Origin of the sequence: uncultured Polaribacter sp. (assembly GCF_947503875.1) — a bacterium.
GTDB lineage: Bacteria > Bacteroidota > Bacteroidia > Flavobacteriales > Flavobacteriaceae > Polaribacter.
This window is the reverse complement of record NZ_CANNFH010000004.1, coordinates 258,543-277,954: the sequence shown is the minus strand read 5'-3', so window position 1 is coordinate 277,954 and position 19,412 is coordinate 258,543. Positions and strand designations below refer to the sequence as shown.

Here is a 19,412-nt window from a genome sequence, read left to right as displayed (position 1 = left end):
AAAAGCGTTAGTTTGTTTATAATCAGGTACATATAAATTTGTTTTTTAAAACCTATTTTTCGCAAAAAAGCAGATTTTAAAAAAATGGTGGTAAACTTGGTGGTTTTTTAAAACAGTTTTAAAACAAAGTAGTGCAATTGCGTTTTTTTCAGTAAAACAAACTGCTTTTAGAAAATATTAGAGAAGAAATTTTAGCGACAAATATTGATACTTTAACACCTATTGAAGCATTGATGAAATTGAATGAGATTAAACGAATGTTGAGTAAGAAATAGTGGTTTTAAAAGGAGAGTAGCAGAAAAGCACAAACTTTTTAGTTTGCTCTTAACTATTAGTTTTTCAAGTGTTTCTAATCAGTTTTTTTCTAGTTTTAAATTAAAAAAAGGATTAGTCTTAAGGTTGATAAGACTATTTTTTCATTATTTTAAATTTTGATTTATTCAATTTAAAAAAAATATAACTTTTAAAATTAAGAATTAAAAAAAATCCAAAACATATTAGTTCTGGATTTTATTTATGACCATAAAACTACTAATTTAACAAATAGTAGTCTTGCCACTTAGAGCTATTTTTTGCACGGATTCTAAACTTTTTAAAGTCTGAATAAAACTCTATAATATAGGTAAGTCGTCTAGTCTTAATATAATTACCCGAGGAAACACTTCCTATATCAGAATCTTTAAAAGTAGAATCTTTATCTGTCAGATAGTAATCTTCATAACCAATCTCATTACCATTAGAATAGACATGTAATTTAGTCTGTTTAAAAACAAACATAACAGCTTTATTGCTATTTGGGTCTGAACTCCAATTCTTGTTTAATAAATTTGTCTGAATATTAGATGTAATCATTTGAGCATTATTTTTTTGTACTATGAGTATGAAAGCTGCTATTAAGATAATTTGTAAATATTTCATTATAATTTTAGTTTTTAATTAAAAAGAACAGAATTATTACTAACAGTATTATTAGAATAATTCGACTATTATTTTTTTGTTTTTTATTTAATTCTATTTTTTTTACCCACTCAAAGTTAAATTTAAAATAAAGTAGTAAACTTAGCAATATAATATATGATATACTAATCGTTAAAGTTGTATCAAAATTCCAAATTATCTTTAATTCAATATATTTTGTTAAGAATTTATATCCTAAAAAAAACAAAATATAAGAATAAACACTTAAAGCTACTACAAACCTAACCTTAGTTACAAATTCAGGATATGAAGTTTGCCTTTTGGCTATTTTATTCGATAAACGATAAATTGAATAAATAATGTATTTTAAAAAAAACATTTTTTTGATTTAAATTTATGATACTTATACAAAACTAAAAGATTAAGCCATGTATGCCTGCTCCCAAGTCACAATCCATAGCTTCTTCTATCGCTTCTGCTGCTGCTCTCAATATAATATCTATAATTGTTTCACCATTTTCATTTTCATATAATATCTCTATTACAGTAAGTGATAATGACCCCGCAAGTGGAAGAGTTGTGGCTGCTCCATCTACTGCAACTCTTAAGAGATTTGCGGTACTTGGCTCCTCCAAATATTCTGCTATACTGATACCAATGCCTAATACACCAGCAACTGAGCCTAAAGCTTTATTCCCTTTAATATAATCATTAGCTGTTTTTGTTAATGTCCCTGGGGAAAATATTTCTTTTTGTTTAAGAAAATCTAAAGCATCTCCTTTAATTCCATAAGCATCTAAAACAGATTGTATACTGTTTATAATGGTATTTGAACTAAAAGCATTAGAAGTATCAATATTACTAATTGTACCAAAACATGGACATTTTTTGTCTTCAGGACATAAATTCTCTCCTTCATTAACAGGAACATCTCCCTCTTTAATACAATCTAAACTATCTGTTTTACCTGATTTTTTTACATCTAAATTACCTTTTGTACCATCTGTACAAGACCAAGTTATAGCAAAAAGATTATCTAAATCTGTATTAGAGCTGTACCATAAATTTATATTGCAGGTTGCATCACCATCTGAGGTAGCACCACCTCCAGGTGGTTCTTCAAATTGAACTTGATTTTCTTCAGCTTCCAATGGATCGCTAACACTACTAGAACCCCTTCCAGGACTTCCTCCTGAACTTCCATCATTGTTGTATTCAGAACAAGGATCGTCTTCTATTAAACCATCTTCCGTTTTATTATGAGCTGTTTTTTTTAAATTGTCTAAATAACTTAAGAAAGGATAATATTTGTGTATAGCTATGCTACCTTTCATTTTAGAAAAATCATACTTTCCATTTAAATACACTTCATTAAAATTGTTTATAGTGTACTTTATTATAAAAGGTTCTTGTTTTTTACCATAAACATCTTTACCTAGAATTAAATTATATAGTACATTATATGGTTGATTTTGTATGTTAAATTTAACTGAATATCTAGTGTTTTTAATAGAATCAACTAACTTTATTACCTGTTGTTTGTCATAAATCAAAAGATTATCGTCTTGCTTAGATTTACGATAATAATTTGTTTTTAATTCTTTTACCTCAGGTAAAAATTCACTTGGCAATTCAGAAAAAGATATTTTTGAAAAATTAGATTCTTCTTGGTAATTTTGAGTAATAAGCTCTTCTTTTTCGCAACTAGATACGGTAATTAAAATTCCAAGAAACAGAATACCAGTTCTAGATAGTGCAATAATTTGTTTTTCATTATTGTTCTCATTTAATAATTAATTTTAAGTTTTAGTAAATTATATGCTAACTTTTAAGCTTTGTATGACGGGTTTAAAAAAGTATAGTATAAACCTATAACTGTAATTGGCAAGCATATACCTAATTATTTTCTGTTATTATCAGGTTTATTAATTCTCTAGAAAAATTAACAACTCATAACAGTGTAAATCTAAAGCAAAAAAACAAGCTAAACAATCCCTTAATTAGGGGATGTTTGTATCCCTTAATTAAGGGATGCCAAAGTGTTAGTTTGTTTATAATCAGGTACATCTAAATTTATTTTTTAAAACCTATTTTTCGCAAAAAAGCAGATTTTAAAAAAATGGTGGTAAACTTTGCGGTTTTTTAAAAAAAAGTTTAAAATGCCTTTTTCGCTTCATTATCAACATCAATAAGTAAAAGAGATGTTTTTTAAAACAGTTTTAAAACAAAGTAGTGCAACTCAGCTTTTTTCATTTATATGATCCTTTATTAGAAAATATACGTGAAGAAATCTTAGCGACAAATATTGATACTTTGACTCCTATTGAAGCTTTAATGAAATTGAATGAAATTAAGCGAATGTTGAGTAAAAAATAGTGTGTTGGTATATGAAAAGTAGCAGAATAAAAATGCTTAAACTTTCAGTTTAAAAAAACAAATAGCAGATAAGTACAAACTTTTAAATTTGCACTTAACTGCTATTTTTTATATACGTGGTTGTGCTAAGTTATTTTAAATTTATAATAAACTCCATATATTATATAAAATTAGGATAGATAAAACTATCATTAAAAGAGAACTAAAAATTTTAATTCCTTTTTTCATTTTTGAAAAACTACTTCCTAAAATATAAATAGATACTATGCAAAATAATATATTTAATAGAGTTATTATATTAACATCATCGATTAAACCAAAAAAGGTTTTACGATATTCTTTAATTCTTGCTTCTTGATTAATCAGTTTTTCATTATAAAAAATGTTTATCCAAGAAATAAAACTGTATAGTGGTAAAATTCCAACTACAATACCAATAATAATTTTTTTCATAACATTTTATTCTAAAATTGAAGGTGCACAAGCAGGACCACAATGCCATTTATCACATTTGAGACAAGCAACATCGTGTCTTAAACAATTAAGTGAAGAATACCAACAACATCCACTGTAGTTACCACAACACCCTAAATCTGAACCTAACATGCCAGACCAACAATCTTCTCCATCTTCATTTTCGTTTTCATTTTCGTTTTCATCTTCACTCTTTGGTAAATTATTACTTAAGTTATTATCATTACTATATTTTTCTTTTACTTTTAGTTTAAAATTTTGAACAGAATTATGTAAAGAAAATAACTCTTTACTTGATACCTTATTTTTGTTTAGATTAGTTAAATAATCAAATTCTTTTTTACCACCTTCAAAAGAAAATAGTTGATTTTTGTTTTTTGCATAATATTCTAATAAATCATTAGTTTCAAAAAAATAATCTTCTTGACACCAAAAACTCGATTTACCAACAAAGTAAGCAGGTAAAGGTGTACATTCACAATTCTTTTTTTCTTCTATACTTCTAATAATAGTATTAAAAATTGACAGTTGGTAAAACGTTGACTGAATTAAGTCTGACTGATATTCTCTAATAGTTACTTCTTTTGTTAAGTTTTTTATGAAGTTTTCATAACTATCTCTAACATTTAGCCATACTTCTAATTTCAGTTGATTCTGTATTTGTTTTGCTGAATTTTCAATATCTTCAGAAATGCCAAGTTTGAAAGATTTTATGTTTTTATCAATTTTAAATGAATTGCTTAATATTTTGACTTCCTCATTTTTATTTTTTAAAGTTAAATTAGAAGTAATTATATTTTCACCTTTAAATGCTTTAAAGTTTATCCTAACGTTATTGTCAATGAAATTAATTTCAGTTTCTTTATTTATATTTAAATTTACAATTTCTAATTGATTAATCTCGTCTGAACTAATTTCATTAATTGATTCTTTGTTATCACAACCGACAATAATAATTAAAAATATAAATATTTTGTATATTTTTTTCAATTTATTTTTTTATTTTTAAATTCCAATTTTAAGTGAATTTTGTTAACAATTTTAATTTTTATGAACGCTTACTCTATTTTAAAATGGCTTTTCAGCTTTTACATTCTCCATTTTTCCTAAAAATCATTAGGCAGATGGTCAGTCTGTTTTGTGTCCGTTTTGCTTTTTAATTTGGCACAACAGGTTTAAGAGCATAATTGATACTCATATCCCTAATTATTTTCTGTTATTATTAGGTTTATTAATTCTCTAGAAAAATTAACAACTCATAACAGTGTAAATCTAAAACAAAAAAACAAACCAAACAATCCCTTAATTAGGGGATGCAAGCATCCCTTAATTAAGGTGTACAAAAGTGTTAGTTTACTTATAATCAGGTATATCTAAATTTGTTTTTTAAAACCTATTTTTCGCAAAAAAGCAGATTTTAAAAAAATGGTGGTAAACTTTGTGGTTTTTTAAAACAGTTTTAAAACAAAGTAGTGCAATTGCGTTTTTTTCAGTAAAACAAACTGCTTTTAAAAAATATTAGAGAAGAAATTTTAGCGACAAATATTGACACTTTAACACCTATTGAAGCATTGATGAAATTGAATGAGATTAAACGAATGATGGTTAAGAAATAGCTTACTTATACTTTTTTTAAAAATCAAAAACAGCAAAAAGAACTAAACCTCTGATTTAAACTTTTCTGCTGTTTTTTTATCTATTGTAGTAGTATGTTTTTAAATTTAAAAACAAATTAATTCTATTTTAGAAACTTTATTGTTCGCGTCAATTTTAAAAGATAAACCGACACTACCTGTATCAGCGTCTGTAAAATTGTAACTACTATCAATTTCATTGAATAGATAGTAATTCCCAAACTTACTTCTACTATCTCCTATTTTTATAGATAAACCCTTAACATTGGCAATTACAGATGAATTTAAAACATATATTGTAGTTAAATCATAATTATTACCACTATCGGTCTCATCTTCAAAACTAATTACAATATTGTCATTGGATAATTCCTTACCAATATAAGGACCTGAGTTATTAGTGGTTTCTTGTACAGAATTTCCTAATAAACTTCTTATTTCATTTAATTTTCCTTTTGTTTCCATAATATCTCCTAAAGAAATATTATTAAATTTTATGCCATCGAAAAGTTCAGTTTCGTTCAAATTATTTAATTGAGCTTTGCAAGAGATTGTTGTAAAGAAAATTAGTGTTATTAAAATTATATTTTTCATGATTTTTATATTTTTTAGTTATTACATGGATTTGTTGTTTGACCAGAACTAGTATTTATTGTTGTTTTTAAATGAAGAAGTGGGTCAACATTCTTACCATTCTCCTGAGTCTTAATATGAACATGAGAAATAGCATAGCCTTGCCTAATTGCATTTTTCAAGTTTCCTGAATCTCCTTGATATCCTATGATATCTCCAGCTTTTACATGACCAGTAACTCTATTATGGTCTTGCAAATGAAAATAGACCATTCTGACGGTTTTTCCATTCACATTTGAAACAATAGCTGTATAATAACCTGCTCCGTCTAGTTTTCCCGTTTTTTCGTTTGTCTGTGTATGAATAGTAGCACTTCCATCATAAACTGCATAAATAGGAGCTCCTTGGGGATTTTTTAAATCTACTCCATTGTGCCATTTCCTTCCTCGTATTCCTTTACAACTATAAGCAGAATTTCTTCTAGCACAGGTATCGTTCATACCACCTTGTATTCCAGAGTTAGTTTGTGGAGCTATTTCAGGATTTGCAACTGGATCACCAATGCAAGGTTTTTCCACACAATTTCCATTTTTATCTGCTACTTTTCCATCAGGACATAAATTCTCTCCTTCATTAACAGGAACATCTCCCTCTTTAATACAATCTAAACTATCTGTTTTACCTGATTTTTTTACATCTAAATTACCTTTTGTACCATCTGTACAAGACCAAGTTATAGCAAAAAGATTATCTAAATCTGTATTAGAGCTGTACCATAAATTTATATTGCAGGTTGCATCACCATCTGAGGTAGCACCACCTCCAGGTGGTTCTTCAAATTGAACTTCATTTTCATCTTCCAATGGATCGTCACCTCCACCAGAACTTCTTCCAGAACCACCACCAGAACTTCCATCATTATCGTATTTAGAACAAGCATCATCTTCTATTAAACCATCTTCCGTTTTATTATGTGCTGATTTTTTTAATTTGTCTAAATAACTTAAGAAAGGATAATATTTGTGTATAGCTATGCTACCTTTCATTTTAGAAAAATCATACTTTCCATTTAAATACACTTCATTAAAATTGTTAATAGTGTACTTTATTATAAAAGGTTCTTGTTTTTTACCATAAACATCTTTACCTAGAATTAAATTATACAGTACATTATATGGTTGATTTTGTATGTTAAATTTAACTGAATATCTAGTGTTTTTAATAGAATCAACTAACTTTATTACCTGTTGTTTGTCATAAATCAAAAGATTATCGTATTGCTTAGATTTACTATAATAATTTGTTTTTAATTCTTTTACCTCAGGTAAAAATTCACTTGGCAATTCAGAAAAAGATATTTTTGAAAAATTAGATTCTTCTTGGTAATTTTGAGTAATAAGCTCTTCTTTTTCACAACTAGATACGGTAATTAAAATTCCAAGAAACAGAATACCAGTTCTAAGATAGTGCAATAATTTGTTTTTCATTATTGTTCTCATTTAATAATTAATTTTAAGGTTTAGTAAATTATATGCTAACTTTTAAGCTTTGTGTGACGGGTTTAAAAAAGTATAGTATAAACCCATATCTAAAACTGTAATTGGCAAGCATATCCCTAATTATTTTCTGTTATTATTAGGTTTATTAATTCTCTAGAAAAATTAACAACTCATAATAATGTAAACATAAAATAAAAAAACAAACTAAGCAATCCCTTAATTAGGGGATGCAAGCATCCCTTAATTAAGGTGTACAAAAGTGTTAGTTTACTTATAATCAGGTATATCTAAATTTGTTTTTTAAAACCTATTTTTCGCAAAAAAGCAGATTTTAAAAAAATGGTGGTAAACTTTGTGGTTTTTTAAAACAGTTTTAAAACAAAGTAGTGCAATTGCGTTTTTTTCAGTAAAACAAACTGCTTTTAAAAAATATTAGAGAAGAAATTTTAGCGACAAATATTGACACTTTGACTCCGATTGAAGCTTTAATGAAATTGAATGAAATTAAGCGAATGTTGAATAAAAAGTAATTGTTTTAAAAAGAAAATAGCAGAAAAGAACAAACTAAAAAATTTGCGCTTTTCCGCCATTATTTTTATGAGGTATTGTAGTTTATAATTTTTAATAATTCCCTATGTTTATTTTAGAGATATTATTAGATATTGAATTAAATTCAATGGTTAAAAACATATCACTGTCTTTTATGTCTAATTTTAAATAATCCAGACTTCTCAATGCAAAACTATTAGAAAATAAATTTTTAAGTGTAGATATATTATCTCCTACTTTTATATGATAATTAGTAAATAAAAACATGCTACTAGAAATTTCAAAACTTTCAACTAAGTTATTGATTATATAAAATTTCAGTCCTTTATAATAATATATATACATCTTATTATCATCCATTTCGGAGTATTCTGTAGTTATTTGTAATGGTTGTCCAAAAGTGGCGATTACTATATCTTTATTTTGGTTTAAAACTTTTACCTGGCTAATAGTTAGCTTGTTCGCTTCAATAATATCATGACTTTTACAATTAAAAGATATTATTGCGATACATATAAAAACTACTTTTCTCATAATTTTATTAATTACATTTATTATTGACAGATTTATATTCTGAATCAAATTTAGTTTTTAAATAATCTGCGAATTCTAGGCTTAACTGCTGTTTTTAATTTATTTTTTTAATTGTTTGTATTTTAATAAAATCACATTTTTAAAATGAATAATAGAAAAGCTAATTTTGTGTAAAATTCTTTTTTCAGTCATTTTTGATTCAAAATTTTGTTTCTATATAACGGATTTTTTTGCATTGTTTACAACGGTTTTGTATATGGCTCGTAGCGTGCAAATTATAAAATTATTTTCGGATTAAGCACAAGCCAGATTTTTAAATTTTACTATTTATTTTTTTTATTGGAAATCGTCAAATTTAAAAATTTGGCGACTTTCCAAATATGCCTTAACTTTGATTAAGCAACTAACTAGCTATGAGCTATATACGTCTTAAGTTTGTCTTTTACTAAATTTGATACTAAATCAGAAAGAATAAAACTAGTTACATAAATAGAGCGGATAAAATAAGTGTTCTAAATTATCCGCTCCTTAATCAATGTTGTCTTATTTCAAATATTTATTTTTCAATAACTTGAATTGCACAACCGTCACTCGTTGTCAAGGTTAGACTGGTACTTACAACCGCAGGACAGCCACAATTATATGCGTCATCACCTGTCTGAGACCAACCACAGCATCCACCGTTACAAACATAAACAACCTCCGAGAACCCTAAAGATTTTTGAGTGTTTGATTTTAAAATGTTTTCAGAAGGAATACCATCCAATGAAAAATTGCCTTTTTCAACAAATCTTAATCCGTCGCTATCACTTAACACAGTATAATTATCAGATATATCTAACAATACAAGCATAGAGCTTAGGTTTTCACCTACAGATAAATCTACAACTCCAAATGAATAGTTGTCAGAATTGGAATACCTAATATCTATTATTTCGATATCATTGTCACTTTTAGTAATTCCAACATTATCAAGGTACAAATTTATGAGTTCTCCTTGCGAATTGGCGATTTTCTTACCATCTGGTGATATTAAAGATAATTCCTTTTGTATTTCTTCGGAATTATTCATGCTCTCTTCATTACTACATGAAGCAATTAGCAATACTGTCAGTAAAACAGATAAGATTTGAATATTCTTTTTAATAAAGTTCATAATTAAATTATTTAGATTAAATCCAACTCACTCCGCAAAATAGGATTAATTATAGCTCGAATTTATTTTTATTTACTTATTTTGGTTTTACTCATTTCCAAAATAGAGTTTGAATTGTTCACTCAATTGGGTATATCAGCCCTAAAGTTTGTCTTTTGATATGGCCCAACGGTCTAGTATAAGAATAGTAGCGGATTTTCACACACTAACTTTTCGGTTGTGCACAGACCTTTTTTATATTTACTTACTTTCGTTTATGCGATAAAACCGCTATTATTTTTATACATTGTTGGCAACTGGGCTTTCGCATAACAATTCACGAAGCTTATCTAAATATATTAATATATAAGCTCCTATTGTCATTATGAGAATTATAATACTTACAATTCTCACGAGCATAATTTTTCTTTTTTGATTTGGTATTAATTTAGTTTTTTGGTTTTCTAAGCTTTCTGTGATTTCAGTTAGATTTTCCTCATTTCTAATACGTTTTATAAATTTTGAAATATCATTTTCTATTGTTTCGAATGCCTTGCTAAGATTATTTAAAAGGACAAACCAAATAACTATAAAATATAGTAAGCCGATAACAACTAAAAAGGAATCTTTAGCAAAGTTTTCTCCATTAAAATCGAAGAACCTTAGAATGAGAATATAAGCTACTGGAATCGCTAGTATGTAAGCAGAAAACTTATTAATTGTTGAATAAATTCTGTCAGTCAGTTCGTGAAAATATTCTTGTGATGATGTTTTAATTTTATCAAAAGAAAATTCCGATAAATAAATCTGAAAACTATTGCGATAGCTACCACTAATTAAGTCCCAATTTTTTAAGACTGTCTTAAATTGAAAATCTTTACTAGATAATAAATTCATCATTTCGTTTGTGAAAAGTCTAATTCGAGTTTCTTTATCAGAGGTTTCGAAAACGTGTTGATTCAAATCTGTAATTGATTTAATTAAAGATAAATTGACAATCTCGTTTTCATTGTAGTCAATAATTATTGAACATATTTTATCGGGCTTATTGAAAAACAATTCTAATAGGCCTTTAGTCTCCTTTTCATAAGTACTTAATTTTTTTAGAAAAGATATGATTGATTGAATTTTAAGAAAATTAGTAATTTTTCCATTTCCTTCGCTTAAGCTATGGTGATAATCCAAATCGAAAATATAAAAATCTTCATTTTTTAAACCATATTTATTAGAAGCTAAAAACTCTTTAAAATCTTCGTAATAGTAATCGAATTTCGAAAGGTCGATTAAAACAACAACTTTTTCTCCAATAAGTAAGTTTTTATGGTCTGCTGTATTTTGATTTTCTTGATAGTATATTTCTCGAATTTGCGAATCACTAAATTTTCTTATTAATTCTAAATCCGTAGAATCTTTTAAAAAAAATAATCCTTTAAAACCGAAAGATGTAGTTTCAAAGTCTTGAAGTTTTTTTCTAAATGATATGAAATGTTTAATATCCATTATAATTCAAATTGTTTATCTAGCTCATCTTTGTTTAAATCTTTAAAAATTAAATCATTGCCTTCTCTGATTACTTTACCTTTTCTAATCAAGTTTTTTTCAAATTCAACTTTAAAACCATTTCCAGTAATTTTTGCACGGTGAAAGATATTAAAATCAGCCTTTCTCGATAAACGATAATTCCCGCTTACTTCTAAATCATCATCATTTTGAATATAATCTATAAAGCTTAATGGATTGTCCGGATTAAGATGTGCAGAAACGGAAGTTACTTCAACATCTAAATTATTGTCAAACTGTCTTTGAAGATAATCAGCAATTTCACGATTTGCTTTCTCTTTCTGTTCATCTGTAAAATTCTCACTTCGCATATATTTAGAAATGGCATCCTTTAAATTTTGAGAATTTTTCTTAGAAGAGGTTAAATCAGTATTACCTATGAATTTTTGAAAATAGCTAGATACATCTCTAGTACCTTTAATAAATGAAAGATATAAATCATCTCCGTTTTCCCATTTATATAAATTTATTCTATTTGCTCGAGCTAATTTGTCAATATCAAGAGTTTTTAATTTTTTAATATCTAAACTTTCGTCATTAATCGTAAACTGTTCTGCTTTGTCAAGCATTATAGTTATGAGAAATTCAACATCGTTATTTTTATAATGAGTAAAAACCACATATCCACCTTTTGCTTGAGGTACTTGAATCTCTTTCTCTAACAGTTTCATTGATTCCTTTGAAAATTCTAGAAAGTCCTCGTCTAAGCGATAATCTTGAACCAAATTTTGAAATGGATAAGCTAATACATCTTCGTGAAATTCTCCGTAAGTAGGGTTTTTAGCACCAAAGCTTTTAATTAATTTACTTACAAACTCTTTTACTATGCTGTCGGTTTTATCTAATAAATGGTCAGAAATATTTAATTCAGGACTTTGATTTTCTTCTCTCTTAATATGATGAAGTACGATGTTTTTTAATTCCATAGTTTTTGGTTAGTTCGAGTTTTTTTGCCTTGTTGCCAACAGGTTATAAAAAAATAAGTAGTACTCATATCCCTAATTATTTTCTGTTATTATCTAGTTTATTAATTCTCTAAAAAAATTAACAACTCATAACAATATAAAACTAAAACAAAAAAACAAACCAAACAATCCCTTAATTAGGGGATATTTGCATCCCTTAATTAAGGGATGCTAAAGTATTAAGTCGCTAATAATCAGTTACATATAAAACTGTTTTTTAAAACCTATTTTTCACAAAAAAGCAGATTTTAAAAAAATGGTGGTAAACTTTGCGCTTTTTTAAAACAGTTTTAAAACAAAGTAGTGCAATTGCGTTTTTTTCAGTTAGATAGTTCTCTTTTAGAAAATATTAGAGAAGAAATTTTAGCAACAAATATTGATACTTTAACACCTATTGCAGCTTGAATAAAATTAAGCGAATGTTGCGCAAGAAATAGTGGTTTTAGCAGGAAAACATACCTGCTACACTACTTTTTTTGTTACAATGGTATATAATTTTTCATTAACATAATAATTTCTTGTTCCTAATTTTTGTTTTGTAAGCATTCCATCTTTAGCTAGTCTATTTAAATAATTAGCCGCTATAATTCTTGATACTCCTAAATCTCTTTCTAGAAACTCAATTTTTGTGTACAGCTGTTGAAATAAATTATTCAATAAATCTTGACTATAAAATTTATAATTTGTGCTAAACTGCTATTTTCTATGTATTTGGTTTTGGTTTGTATCTATTTTATAAACACTAATTTTCTTAAGAATATTATGGTTTGTTTGCCAAAAACTTAAGTTAGAAATTATAAATAGAACCAAAGTTATTCTTTTTATATTTTAATTTTTTTTTGCTTTGTGGTATTGCAATAATGTAGTTTAATTAAATATTTAAAAATGTTTTTCTACTATTTGCAAACGTTTAATGCTTTAAAAATAATAAACCTAAGTGTACCTTTTTCGCTAAAAGAATATAGCAGCTAAAAGTTAAACTATACGTTTAATTTTTAGCTGCTATTATGAAAATACAGTACTGTGTTTTGTTTAAATAATTTTCTCCTTATTCTCTGGTATTAACTCCGCAAAAATATTTTTTTCAATATTTAAATTATTGCTGCTACTTACCTTAGCTTTAAGAAGTTCGTTCTCTTTATACGCTTCTACTTGTATTGTAAAACTGTCTTCTGCATAATTCAAAATACTATTAATAATTTCATGTTGATTTGTTGCTGGGTTTAGCGTTATTTCTGTTTCCACAATAAAAGTGCTAAATAAAACTGGCACTAAACAACCATTTTCGTCAAACGAAAACTCAAAAACGCTATATTCTACTGCTTCGTCTGAAACTTCTCCTCTAGAAAATACTTTTAAATTTTCATTAGTATTACCCCATAACCATTTGTGTGTTGCAGAAAAAAAAGGATTTGGCTTTGGTGCAGCGTTAAAAGGATCTTTACTTTCAATTCCAATACCAAGGTCTTCTGTGTAACACAGATTATTTTCTTCATCAGCTACATTGTAGTTACTTGAATTACAACTAAATAATATTGCAGAATATACTAAACAGTACAATATTTGTTTCATATTAATTAATCATTTTTATATATTGTTTTTTGTGTTGAAACACCGCTTTTTGTTGTTCTTGTAATTGTATGGTATTTGCCTTTTTCTAGCTCTTTTACTAAATTAGGATTAACAACCTGTTTCTCATTCAAATTTTTAACGGAAATATCATTACTGCCCAAATTTGAAGCAGTAACTATTCTACCTGCAGTTGCTGGCTCAGATTTACAAATAAAACCTCTGTAACCGCCTAAATTTGTGTAAATCTTTATGTTGTTACTAATTTGATTTATTTTTATGGCATGCTTGTATTTATTTTTAACAACAGCATATTCATTGTTTACTTTTTTAAAATCTAAAACAGGGTTAATAGGCGCATTCTTGTCATCCCAAGTGTCAAAGGTATAAAAATTATAATCAAATCCTTTTTGGAACTTAGATATTAGTAGAGGATTGCGACAAACTATAATATTTTGAGATATATTTGGGTCGTCTTTAGTAGAATTTATATTTTCATTACCCTCTGCACCTGTAATTTCATAAAAATACGGTTCATATAAAGATGAAATACTATTTTGAACATTGGCATAGATTGTATTTAAATTATTTTTAATTGTTTCTCTCATTCTAACACCTTGTCCGTTTGTAAAACTTTTCCTAATGCCTAAATAGCTGTTAGATGCCATATAATTTAATACTTGAATATCTTTATAAGGTGTGTTTGTGCAGTCTACCTTATTACTAAAGTTGTTGTATACATAACCATTATTTAAAAAGATTACTTCATCGTCTTCATTTCCAAGAATATTATCTGCACCATTTAAATCTAATTTATGCGCTGCATTTGTATCTGTAACTAAATCTCCTGTAATATCAGCATTATTGCCGTTAACATGTTCACAAGTGGTTGTGAATTTATGTATGTGATGAATTAAAAAGTTATGCGCTATTTCGTGCTGTAATGTTGAGTTTAGTAAATCTTCATCTTCTACTAAACTAGTAATTCCAGGTTTAAAAGCGATACCTGCACCAGCTTTAAAATCTTCACAAATAAATATATTAAAGGCGTTTTCTACAAAATAATCGTTTTCTTTTGCATAGCTTCTTAAATCGTAAAAATCTGCAGAATTTTCTATTATAGTCCAATTACTATCATTTATGGCACCATGTCCCGTATATTTAAAAAAAATATTAAAAGAATTAAAATTTCTGTTTAGTAATGCAACTGCATCCATAACTTCATTTTCGCCAATAGCAATTTCTCTTGTTCCATCGCTTTCATTAATTATATGAAAATATACATTAAAAACGTATTGGGTTTCACTTTGTGCACTTCTTTGTAAAGATTGGCTGTAATTAGGATATGGTTCTATGTAATTTGGGTTGGGAAAATCTACACAGCCATCTATGGGGACTTGTAAATTATTTTGTTTAATAAAACTTTTTACTTTAGACAGCTTTAAGTTGTTTTGCTGAATTATTGACTCAATTGTTTGCCCATAAGAATATGAGCAGACTAATAATAGAACTATTAATTTTAAAATTTTCATGTTATTTTTTTTTTGGGGGATTAAACTTAATAATGCAATTATCTTTCTTCTATTTATTGGCATAATTATTACCAACTTTTTATCTGCAAATAATAAGATGCATTACCCTTACTATATGCCATTATACATTTGCTCTTTATTCTCCAGAAAAAACAACAAATCATCTCTTTCTAAAAGTAAAACAAAAAAACAGCACCGGCAATCCCTTAATTAGGGGATATTTGCCATCCCTTAATTAGGGGATGAAACATAGCTAACTACCTCAAATACAGTAACATCTAAATTTATTTATTTTTTGTGATTTTCTTAAATAAATAGCTTAAAAAAGAAATATTTAAAAAAAACGTTTTATAAAGTTTAAATAAAAATTAAACAGTATCAATCCTAAATTAAAAAAATGTGTGGCAAAACATCAATCCAAAAAAAGGTATAAACTAGCTTTGTTTTTATGAAATTGTCTGTTTATCAAAAGGGTTAAAAAAAATTGAAAGATGAACTTAGAGCAAGTATTATTTTATGCAACATTTCTAAAAACAGCACACATATTTCTGTGAAAAAAGTGTTTTTATCTTAAGCTAAGAAAGAAAAACATACCAAAAACACCAATTATAAAACCGTACTTAAAATACTTTTTCAATTCTCCTTTTTTCATAAACTATATTTTGAGTTAAAAATATTGTAAATTCGAATTAAGTTTAAAAATTTTAGACCTTTCATTTTATAAAAAAAGTGTTAAGAATTCTATTTTAAAAAAGAGTAAAACAAATGGTAAACAACCTAGCACAAGGTTTTTTTGGTATTGGTATACAAAACGGAAAAACACCAGAAAATTTAGGGGTTTTATGGCGTTCTGCACAAAATATGGGCGCTAGTTTTATTTTTACTATTGGCAACAGGTATGCAAAACAAGCTTGTGACACGCATAAAGCTGTTGGTGCCATGCCTTATTTTCATTACAAAACTTTTAATGATTTCTATAAAAACTTACCAAAAGGTGCACAATTGGTTGGTGTAGAATTAACTGAAAAAGCAGTGCAACTAGAAACCTTTACACACCCAAAACGTTGTGTATATTTATTAGGTGCAGAAGACCATGGTTTGCCAAAATTGGCCATAGAAAAAGCCCATCATTTGGTAAAATTTAAATCTGAATTAAGTTTAAATGTATCTGTTGCTGGCAGTATAATTATGTATGATAGGCAAGCAAAGCTTTGCTTTAACCACTAATTTTTATATGCCAATAAAGAATGCTTTATTATTTTAAATAAAGGAAAAACAATATTTAGAGCTACTGCTATAATTACAATGTAAGAAATTGGTTCGTAAAAGTCTATAGCACCTAAAAAATAAAGTGCTATACCAAAAATTATCCCTGTATATAAATCTTCAAATTCATTTTTCATTTTAAGTAGTTTTTGCAGTTCTCTTTTTTAAATGATAATTTAGAATACATGCCAAAGCACCTAAAAAAGGAACAAAAAGTATAATGGCACCCCAAATTAAAAAGCGCATGTTATGCTGCTCTCTAGAAGCTAAAATTAATGCATAAACTACTGGAATTAGTAATAAAAAAAATAAAACAACAATCTGTACAGCAGAAATAAATAACATAAACCTTTCCTTTTGGTAAATATAATAAATATGAAACAAAACTACAAAATTGCGTTAATGCAGATTAGAAAAAGTAATTTATTAAAATAACTCTGTATCTTTGTAATATGAATACAACTTTCTTATTTATTAGTGGTCCAGAAATTATGGTTGTAATGTTAATTGTAGTTATGGTTTTTGGTGCCGATAAAATTCCTGAAATTGCTAAAGGTTTGGGTAAAGGAATACGTCAAGTTAAAGATGCCACTAACGATATTAAAAAAGAAATTAAAGACAGCGCAGAAAAACATAGTATAGATACAGATATTACCAAAGACATTAATAAAGAAATTAATGCCGTAAAAGATGATATAGATGATTTTACAGGCCCAATTAAAAGACAGTTTTAAAACCTTACTACTTTACTCTACTTAGTGTTAAACCGTCTCTTATAGGCAATAAAACAGTTTCTACTCTTGTGTCTTGGTTAACTAATTTATTGTATGCTAAAAGAGCCTTTGTGTCTTTATCTTTTGGGTCTAGCTTTTCTACAATTTTACCACTCCACAACACATTATCAGACAAAATAATACCACCTGCATTCATTTTATCTATAATTAGATTAAAATAGTTACTGTAATTCGATTTATCTGCGTCTATAAACACCAAATCAAACTTTTCTTGTAAAGTGGGTATAATTTCTATAGCATTGCCTACAAACTGTGTTATTTGGTTTCTGTAACCCGATTTTTCAAAATAACTATTTTGCAAGGTTTCTAACTCTTCATTTTTATCAATCGTTATAATTTTACCGTTTTTTGGTAAACCTTCTGCAAAACACAAAGTTGCGTAACCTGTATACGTACCAATTTCTAAAATATTTTTTGGGTTAATTATTTTGGTTAAAATAGACAAAACACGCCCTTGAAAAGCACCACTTAACATTCTAGGATTTAAAACTTTTTGCCAAGTTTCTCTAGTTAAATCTTTTAAAATTTGTGGTTCTTCTTGTGAGTGATTTACTACGTAATCTTCTATTTTTTCTGGTAAAAAGTGCATTTTTGTTTTAGATTGTTGGATTCTTGGATTCTTGGATTGTTGGATTCTTGGATTGTTGGATTTTCGGGTTCTTGGATTCTTAGACTGTTAGATTATTGGATATTTAGATTTTGTCTTAACAAATAAAAAATCTAATAATTTGTTACAAAATTACAAAAAGTAGGGGTATTCAAATTCATTTAAACCGTTCTTTCTCATCTTGTCTTTGGGGAAGTTATCATTATTTATCATAATTTGGGAATGGGAAACAAAAAAACGGAGCTTAATTGCTTAAGTTCCGTTATATTTTTAAACTATTTGCTTAAAAAAGTAGTTTATTTTTAGCTACCAACTTCTTTAAAAGCTGGGCTACCCTCCTGTAAAGCTTTTCTTAAAGCTTCTTTGTCTTCACCTGTCATACAATGGGTTCTTTCTTTACAAGAAGATGCATGCCCTTTATACAACTTGGTTAAAGTCATGTTTTGTTTGGTATATTTTGCACAAATTCTACACTTTATAAAGTGTAAATTTAGCTTTATTAACTCTTTAATAGATGCTTCTCCATATTGGTTTTTATCACAAATGGTAGTAGCCTCGTCACATGTTATTTTTAAACTTTCGAACATATCTTAATTATTAAACCAGTTATCCTCCATACACTTTCTAAGTTGTGTTCTAGCTCTGTGTATCATAACCCATAGGTTGGACGCGCTAATATCTAGCTCCTTACAAATTTCTTCCGTTTCAAATTCTTGAATAGTTTTCATTCTAAAAACCATAGCGTATTTTTCTGGGAGATTATCTATACAAATATCTATCTGACTTCTTAGTTCTTCGGTTTCAATTTTCTTTTCAGATGCGTTATCCCAACTTTGTGGTACACGCTCTTCTATCCAATTTCCTTCGTTTTCACCATCATTATAGAAATTCATACGAACTTCTGCCTGTCCTTTTTTAGAATTTATCTTTCTGTAATGATCAATAATTTTTCTTTTTAAAATAGATACCAACCAAGTTCTTTCAGAGGCTTTCCCTTTAAAATTTTTAGCTGATTTTAATCCTGCAAAAAAAGTCTCTTGCACTAGGTCTTTAGCTAAATCGCTGTTATTTACACGCGAAATGGAATAATTAAACAGATAATCTGCATAATTATCTATCCATTTGCTGGTATCTAATGTGTGTTTTTCTGCTGCCATTTATAAAATAAAGCCCAAATATAATGTTATTTTTTATCATTTAAAACATTACAATTTTGCATTTTAAAGCCATTTACTAAATAAATAATTTTCCAAACCGCATTTTATTTAAATAATTGAAAAGAATTTACACTACAAAAGTTAAATTCTGAATAAAATAGAATTTATATCACATGCATGCAGAAGCCAAATTATCATCAACAAAAACATAAATCAACATATTTTTTTTAAACATTTTCTGCTTAATTCTAAATATAAATTAATAGCTAA

At 27.2% G+C, this 19,412-nt stretch carries 19 protein-coding genes and 1 pseudogene; 2 read left to right on the top strand and 18 right to left on the bottom strand.

What is annotated here, in order from left to right; translation table 11 throughout:
* Window positions 1–531: 531 nt before the first annotated feature.
* The 13 genes and pseudogenes from Q0684_RS08365 to Q0684_RS08305 form a co-directional block, all read right to left on the bottom strand.
* Entirely contained in the window at window positions 532–852 is a 321-nt protein-coding gene (locus tag Q0684_RS08365) for a hypothetical protein (protein WP_299015133.1), read from the bottom strand.
* 479 nt (window positions 853–1,331) lie between these two features.
* Entirely contained in the window at window positions 1,332–2,549 is a 1,218-nt protein-coding gene (locus tag Q0684_RS08360) for a hypothetical protein (RefSeq protein WP_299015131.1), read from the bottom strand.
* A gap of 886 nt (window positions 2,550–3,435) precedes the next feature.
* The gene (locus Q0684_RS08355; protein WP_299015128.1) at window positions 3,436–3,747 is read right to left on the bottom strand and encodes a hypothetical protein; all 312 of its coding nucleotides are present in this window, start codon (window positions 3,745–3,747) and stop codon (window positions 3,436–3,438) included.
* A 6-nt stretch (window positions 3,748–3,753) separates the two neighbouring features.
* Window positions 3,754–4,758, bottom strand: coding sequence for a hypothetical protein (locus tag Q0684_RS08350; protein WP_299015126.1), 1,005 nt, complete (start codon window positions 4,756–4,758; stop codon window positions 3,754–3,756).
* Window positions 4,759–5,489: 731 nt separating this feature from the next.
* Window positions 5,490–5,996 carry a hypothetical protein gene (locus Q0684_RS08345; protein WP_299015123.1) on the bottom strand — a complete coding sequence of 169 codons (507 nt, stop codon included), beginning with the start codon at window positions 5,994–5,996 and terminating at the stop codon, window positions 5,490–5,492.
* Window positions 5,997–6,010: 14 nt separating this feature from the next.
* Entirely contained in the window at window positions 6,011–7,462 is a 1,452-nt protein-coding gene (locus Q0684_RS08340) for a M23 family metallopeptidase (protein ID WP_299015120.1), read from the bottom strand.
* 633 nt (window positions 7,463–8,095) lie between these two features.
* Complete coding sequence (locus Q0684_RS08335) at window positions 8,096–8,557, bottom strand: hypothetical protein (protein ID WP_299015117.1); 462 nt, start codon at window positions 8,555–8,557, stop codon at window positions 8,096–8,098.
* Window positions 8,558–9,113: 556 nt separating this feature from the next.
* Window positions 9,114–9,713, bottom strand: coding sequence for a hypothetical protein (locus tag Q0684_RS08330; RefSeq protein WP_299015114.1), 600 nt, complete (start codon window positions 9,711–9,713; stop codon window positions 9,114–9,116).
* A gap of 279 nt (window positions 9,714–9,992) precedes the next feature.
* A complete protein-coding gene (locus Q0684_RS08325; protein WP_299015111.1) occupies window positions 9,993–11,192 on the bottom strand; it encodes a hypothetical protein in 1,200 nt (399 codons plus the stop codon).
* Window positions 11,192–12,178, bottom strand: coding sequence for a nucleoid-associated protein (locus Q0684_RS08320; RefSeq protein WP_299015107.1), 987 nt, complete (start codon window positions 12,176–12,178; stop codon window positions 11,192–11,194). Before Q0684_RS08320 ends, Q0684_RS08325 begins: the two co-directional genes overlap by 1 nt.
* Window positions 12,179–12,679: 501 nt before the next feature.
* A pseudogene (locus Q0684_RS08315) lies at window positions 12,680–12,886 on the bottom strand (Fic family protein); the annotation flags it as partial.
* Window positions 12,887–13,249: 363 nt separating this feature from the next.
* Complete coding sequence (locus Q0684_RS08310) at window positions 13,250–13,789, bottom strand: hypothetical protein (RefSeq protein ID WP_299015100.1); 540 nt, start codon at window positions 13,787–13,789, stop codon at window positions 13,250–13,252.
* Window positions 13,790–13,794: 5 nt separating this feature from the next.
* Window positions 13,795–15,318 carry a hypothetical protein gene (locus Q0684_RS08305; protein ID WP_299015097.1) on the bottom strand — a complete coding sequence of 508 codons (1,524 nt, stop codon included), beginning with the start codon at window positions 15,316–15,318 and terminating at the stop codon, window positions 13,795–13,797.
* 765 nt (window positions 15,319–16,083) lie between these two features.
* Between Q0684_RS08305 and Q0684_RS08300 the strand changes: the two genes are divergently transcribed.
* A complete protein-coding gene (locus Q0684_RS08300) occupies window positions 16,084–16,545 on the top strand; it encodes an RNA methyltransferase (protein WP_299015094.1) in 462 nt (153 codons plus the stop codon).
* On the opposite strand, the gene Q0684_RS08295 is transcribed toward Q0684_RS08300, so the two are convergent.
* Together Q0684_RS08295 and Q0684_RS08290 are read right to left on the bottom strand one after the other, a co-directional pair.
* The gene (locus tag Q0684_RS08295) at window positions 16,542–16,721 is read right to left on the bottom strand and encodes a hypothetical protein (RefSeq protein WP_299015091.1); all 180 of its coding nucleotides are present in this window, start codon (window positions 16,719–16,721) and stop codon (window positions 16,542–16,544) included. The genes Q0684_RS08300 and Q0684_RS08295 overlap by 4 nt on opposite strands.
* Before the next feature lies 1 nt (window position 16,722).
* Window positions 16,723–16,929 (bottom strand): hypothetical protein, encoded by a 207-nt coding sequence (locus Q0684_RS08290; protein ID WP_299015088.1) that lies wholly within the window; start codon window positions 16,927–16,929, stop codon window positions 16,723–16,725.
* Between the two features lie 107 nt (window positions 16,930–17,036).
* Here Q0684_RS08290 and Q0684_RS08285 point away from each other — a divergent pair, with 107 nt between their 5' ends.
* Window positions 17,037–17,318: a twin-arginine translocase TatA/TatE family subunit gene (locus Q0684_RS08285; protein ID WP_299015085.1), complete on the top strand. Its 282-nt coding sequence runs from the start codon at window positions 17,037–17,039 to the stop codon at window positions 17,316–17,318.
* A gap of 7 nt (window positions 17,319–17,325) precedes the next feature.
* On the opposite strand, the gene Q0684_RS08280 is transcribed toward Q0684_RS08285, so the two are convergent.
* The 3 genes from Q0684_RS08280 to Q0684_RS08270 form a co-directional block, all read right to left on the bottom strand.
* Complete coding sequence (locus Q0684_RS08280) at window positions 17,326–17,967, bottom strand: O-methyltransferase (RefSeq protein WP_299015082.1); 642 nt, start codon at window positions 17,965–17,967, stop codon at window positions 17,326–17,328.
* 320 nt (window positions 17,968–18,287) lie between these two features.
* The gene (locus Q0684_RS08275; RefSeq protein WP_299015079.1) at window positions 18,288–18,572 is read right to left on the bottom strand and encodes a hypothetical protein; all 285 of its coding nucleotides are present in this window, start codon (window positions 18,570–18,572) and stop codon (window positions 18,288–18,290) included.
* A 3-nt stretch (window positions 18,573–18,575) separates the two neighbouring features.
* Entirely contained in the window at window positions 18,576–19,142 is a 567-nt protein-coding gene (locus tag Q0684_RS08270) for a sigma-70 family RNA polymerase sigma factor (protein WP_299015077.1), read from the bottom strand.
* Window positions 19,143–19,412 lie beyond the last annotated feature (270 nt).

What these genes read in the sequence shown, in the direction of transcription:
- Q0684_RS08365 (WP_299015133.1), bottom strand. Translation starts at nt 852, where the DNA reads ATGATTACATCTAATATTCAGACAAATTTATTAAACAAGAATTGGAGT.
- Q0684_RS08345 (WP_299015123.1), bottom strand. Translation starts at nt 5,996, where the DNA reads ATGAAAAATATAATTTTAATAACACTAATTTTCTTTACAACAATCTCT.
- Q0684_RS08340 (WP_299015120.1), bottom strand. Translation starts at nt 7,462, where the DNA reads ATGAAAAACAAATTATTGCACTATCTTAGAACTGGTATTCTGTTTCTT.
- Q0684_RS08310 (WP_299015100.1), bottom strand. Translation starts at nt 13,789, where the DNA reads ATGAAACAAATATTGTACTGTTTAGTATATTCTGCAATATTATTTAGT.
- Q0684_RS08275 (WP_299015079.1), bottom strand. Translation starts at nt 18,572, where the DNA reads ATGTTCGAAAGTTTAAAAATAACATGTGACGAGGCTACTACCATTTGT.
- Q0684_RS08355 (WP_299015128.1), bottom strand. Translation starts at nt 3,747, where the DNA reads ATGAAAAAAATTATTATTGGTATTGTAGTTGGAATTTTACCACTATAC.
- Q0684_RS08300 (WP_299015094.1), top strand. Translation starts at nt 16,084, where the DNA reads ATGGTAAACAACCTAGCACAAGGTTTTTTTGGTATTGGTATACAAAAC.
- Q0684_RS08330 (WP_299015114.1), bottom strand. Translation starts at nt 9,713, where the DNA reads ATGAACTTTATTAAAAAGAATATTCAAATCTTATCTGTTTTACTGACA.
- Q0684_RS08285 (WP_299015085.1), top strand. Translation starts at nt 17,037, where the DNA reads ATGAATACAACTTTCTTATTTATTAGTGGTCCAGAAATTATGGTTGTA.
- Q0684_RS08280 (WP_299015082.1), bottom strand. Translation starts at nt 17,967, where the DNA reads ATGCACTTTTTACCAGAAAAAATAGAAGATTACGTAGTAAATCACTCA.
- Q0684_RS08290 (WP_299015088.1), bottom strand. Translation starts at nt 16,929, where the DNA reads ATGTTATTTATTTCTGCTGTACAGATTGTTGTTTTATTTTTTTTATTA.
- Q0684_RS08335 (WP_299015117.1), bottom strand. Translation starts at nt 8,557, where the DNA reads ATGAGAAAAGTAGTTTTTATATGTATCGCAATAATATCTTTTAATTGT.
- Q0684_RS08325 (WP_299015111.1), bottom strand. Translation starts at nt 11,192, where the DNA reads ATGGATATTAAACATTTCATATCATTTAGAAAAAAACTTCAAGACTTT.
- Q0684_RS08305 (WP_299015097.1), bottom strand. Translation starts at nt 15,318, where the DNA reads ATGAAAATTTTAAAATTAATAGTTCTATTATTAGTCTGCTCATATTCT.
- Q0684_RS08270 (WP_299015077.1), bottom strand. Translation starts at nt 19,142, where the DNA reads ATGGCAGCAGAAAAACACACATTAGATACCAGCAAATGGATAGATAAT.
- Q0684_RS08295 (WP_299015091.1), bottom strand. Translation starts at nt 16,721, where the DNA reads ATGAAAAATGAATTTGAAGATTTATATACAGGGATAATTTTTGGTATA.
- Q0684_RS08320 (WP_299015107.1), bottom strand. Translation starts at nt 12,178, where the DNA reads ATGGAATTAAAAAACATCGTACTTCATCATATTAAGAGAGAAGAAAAT.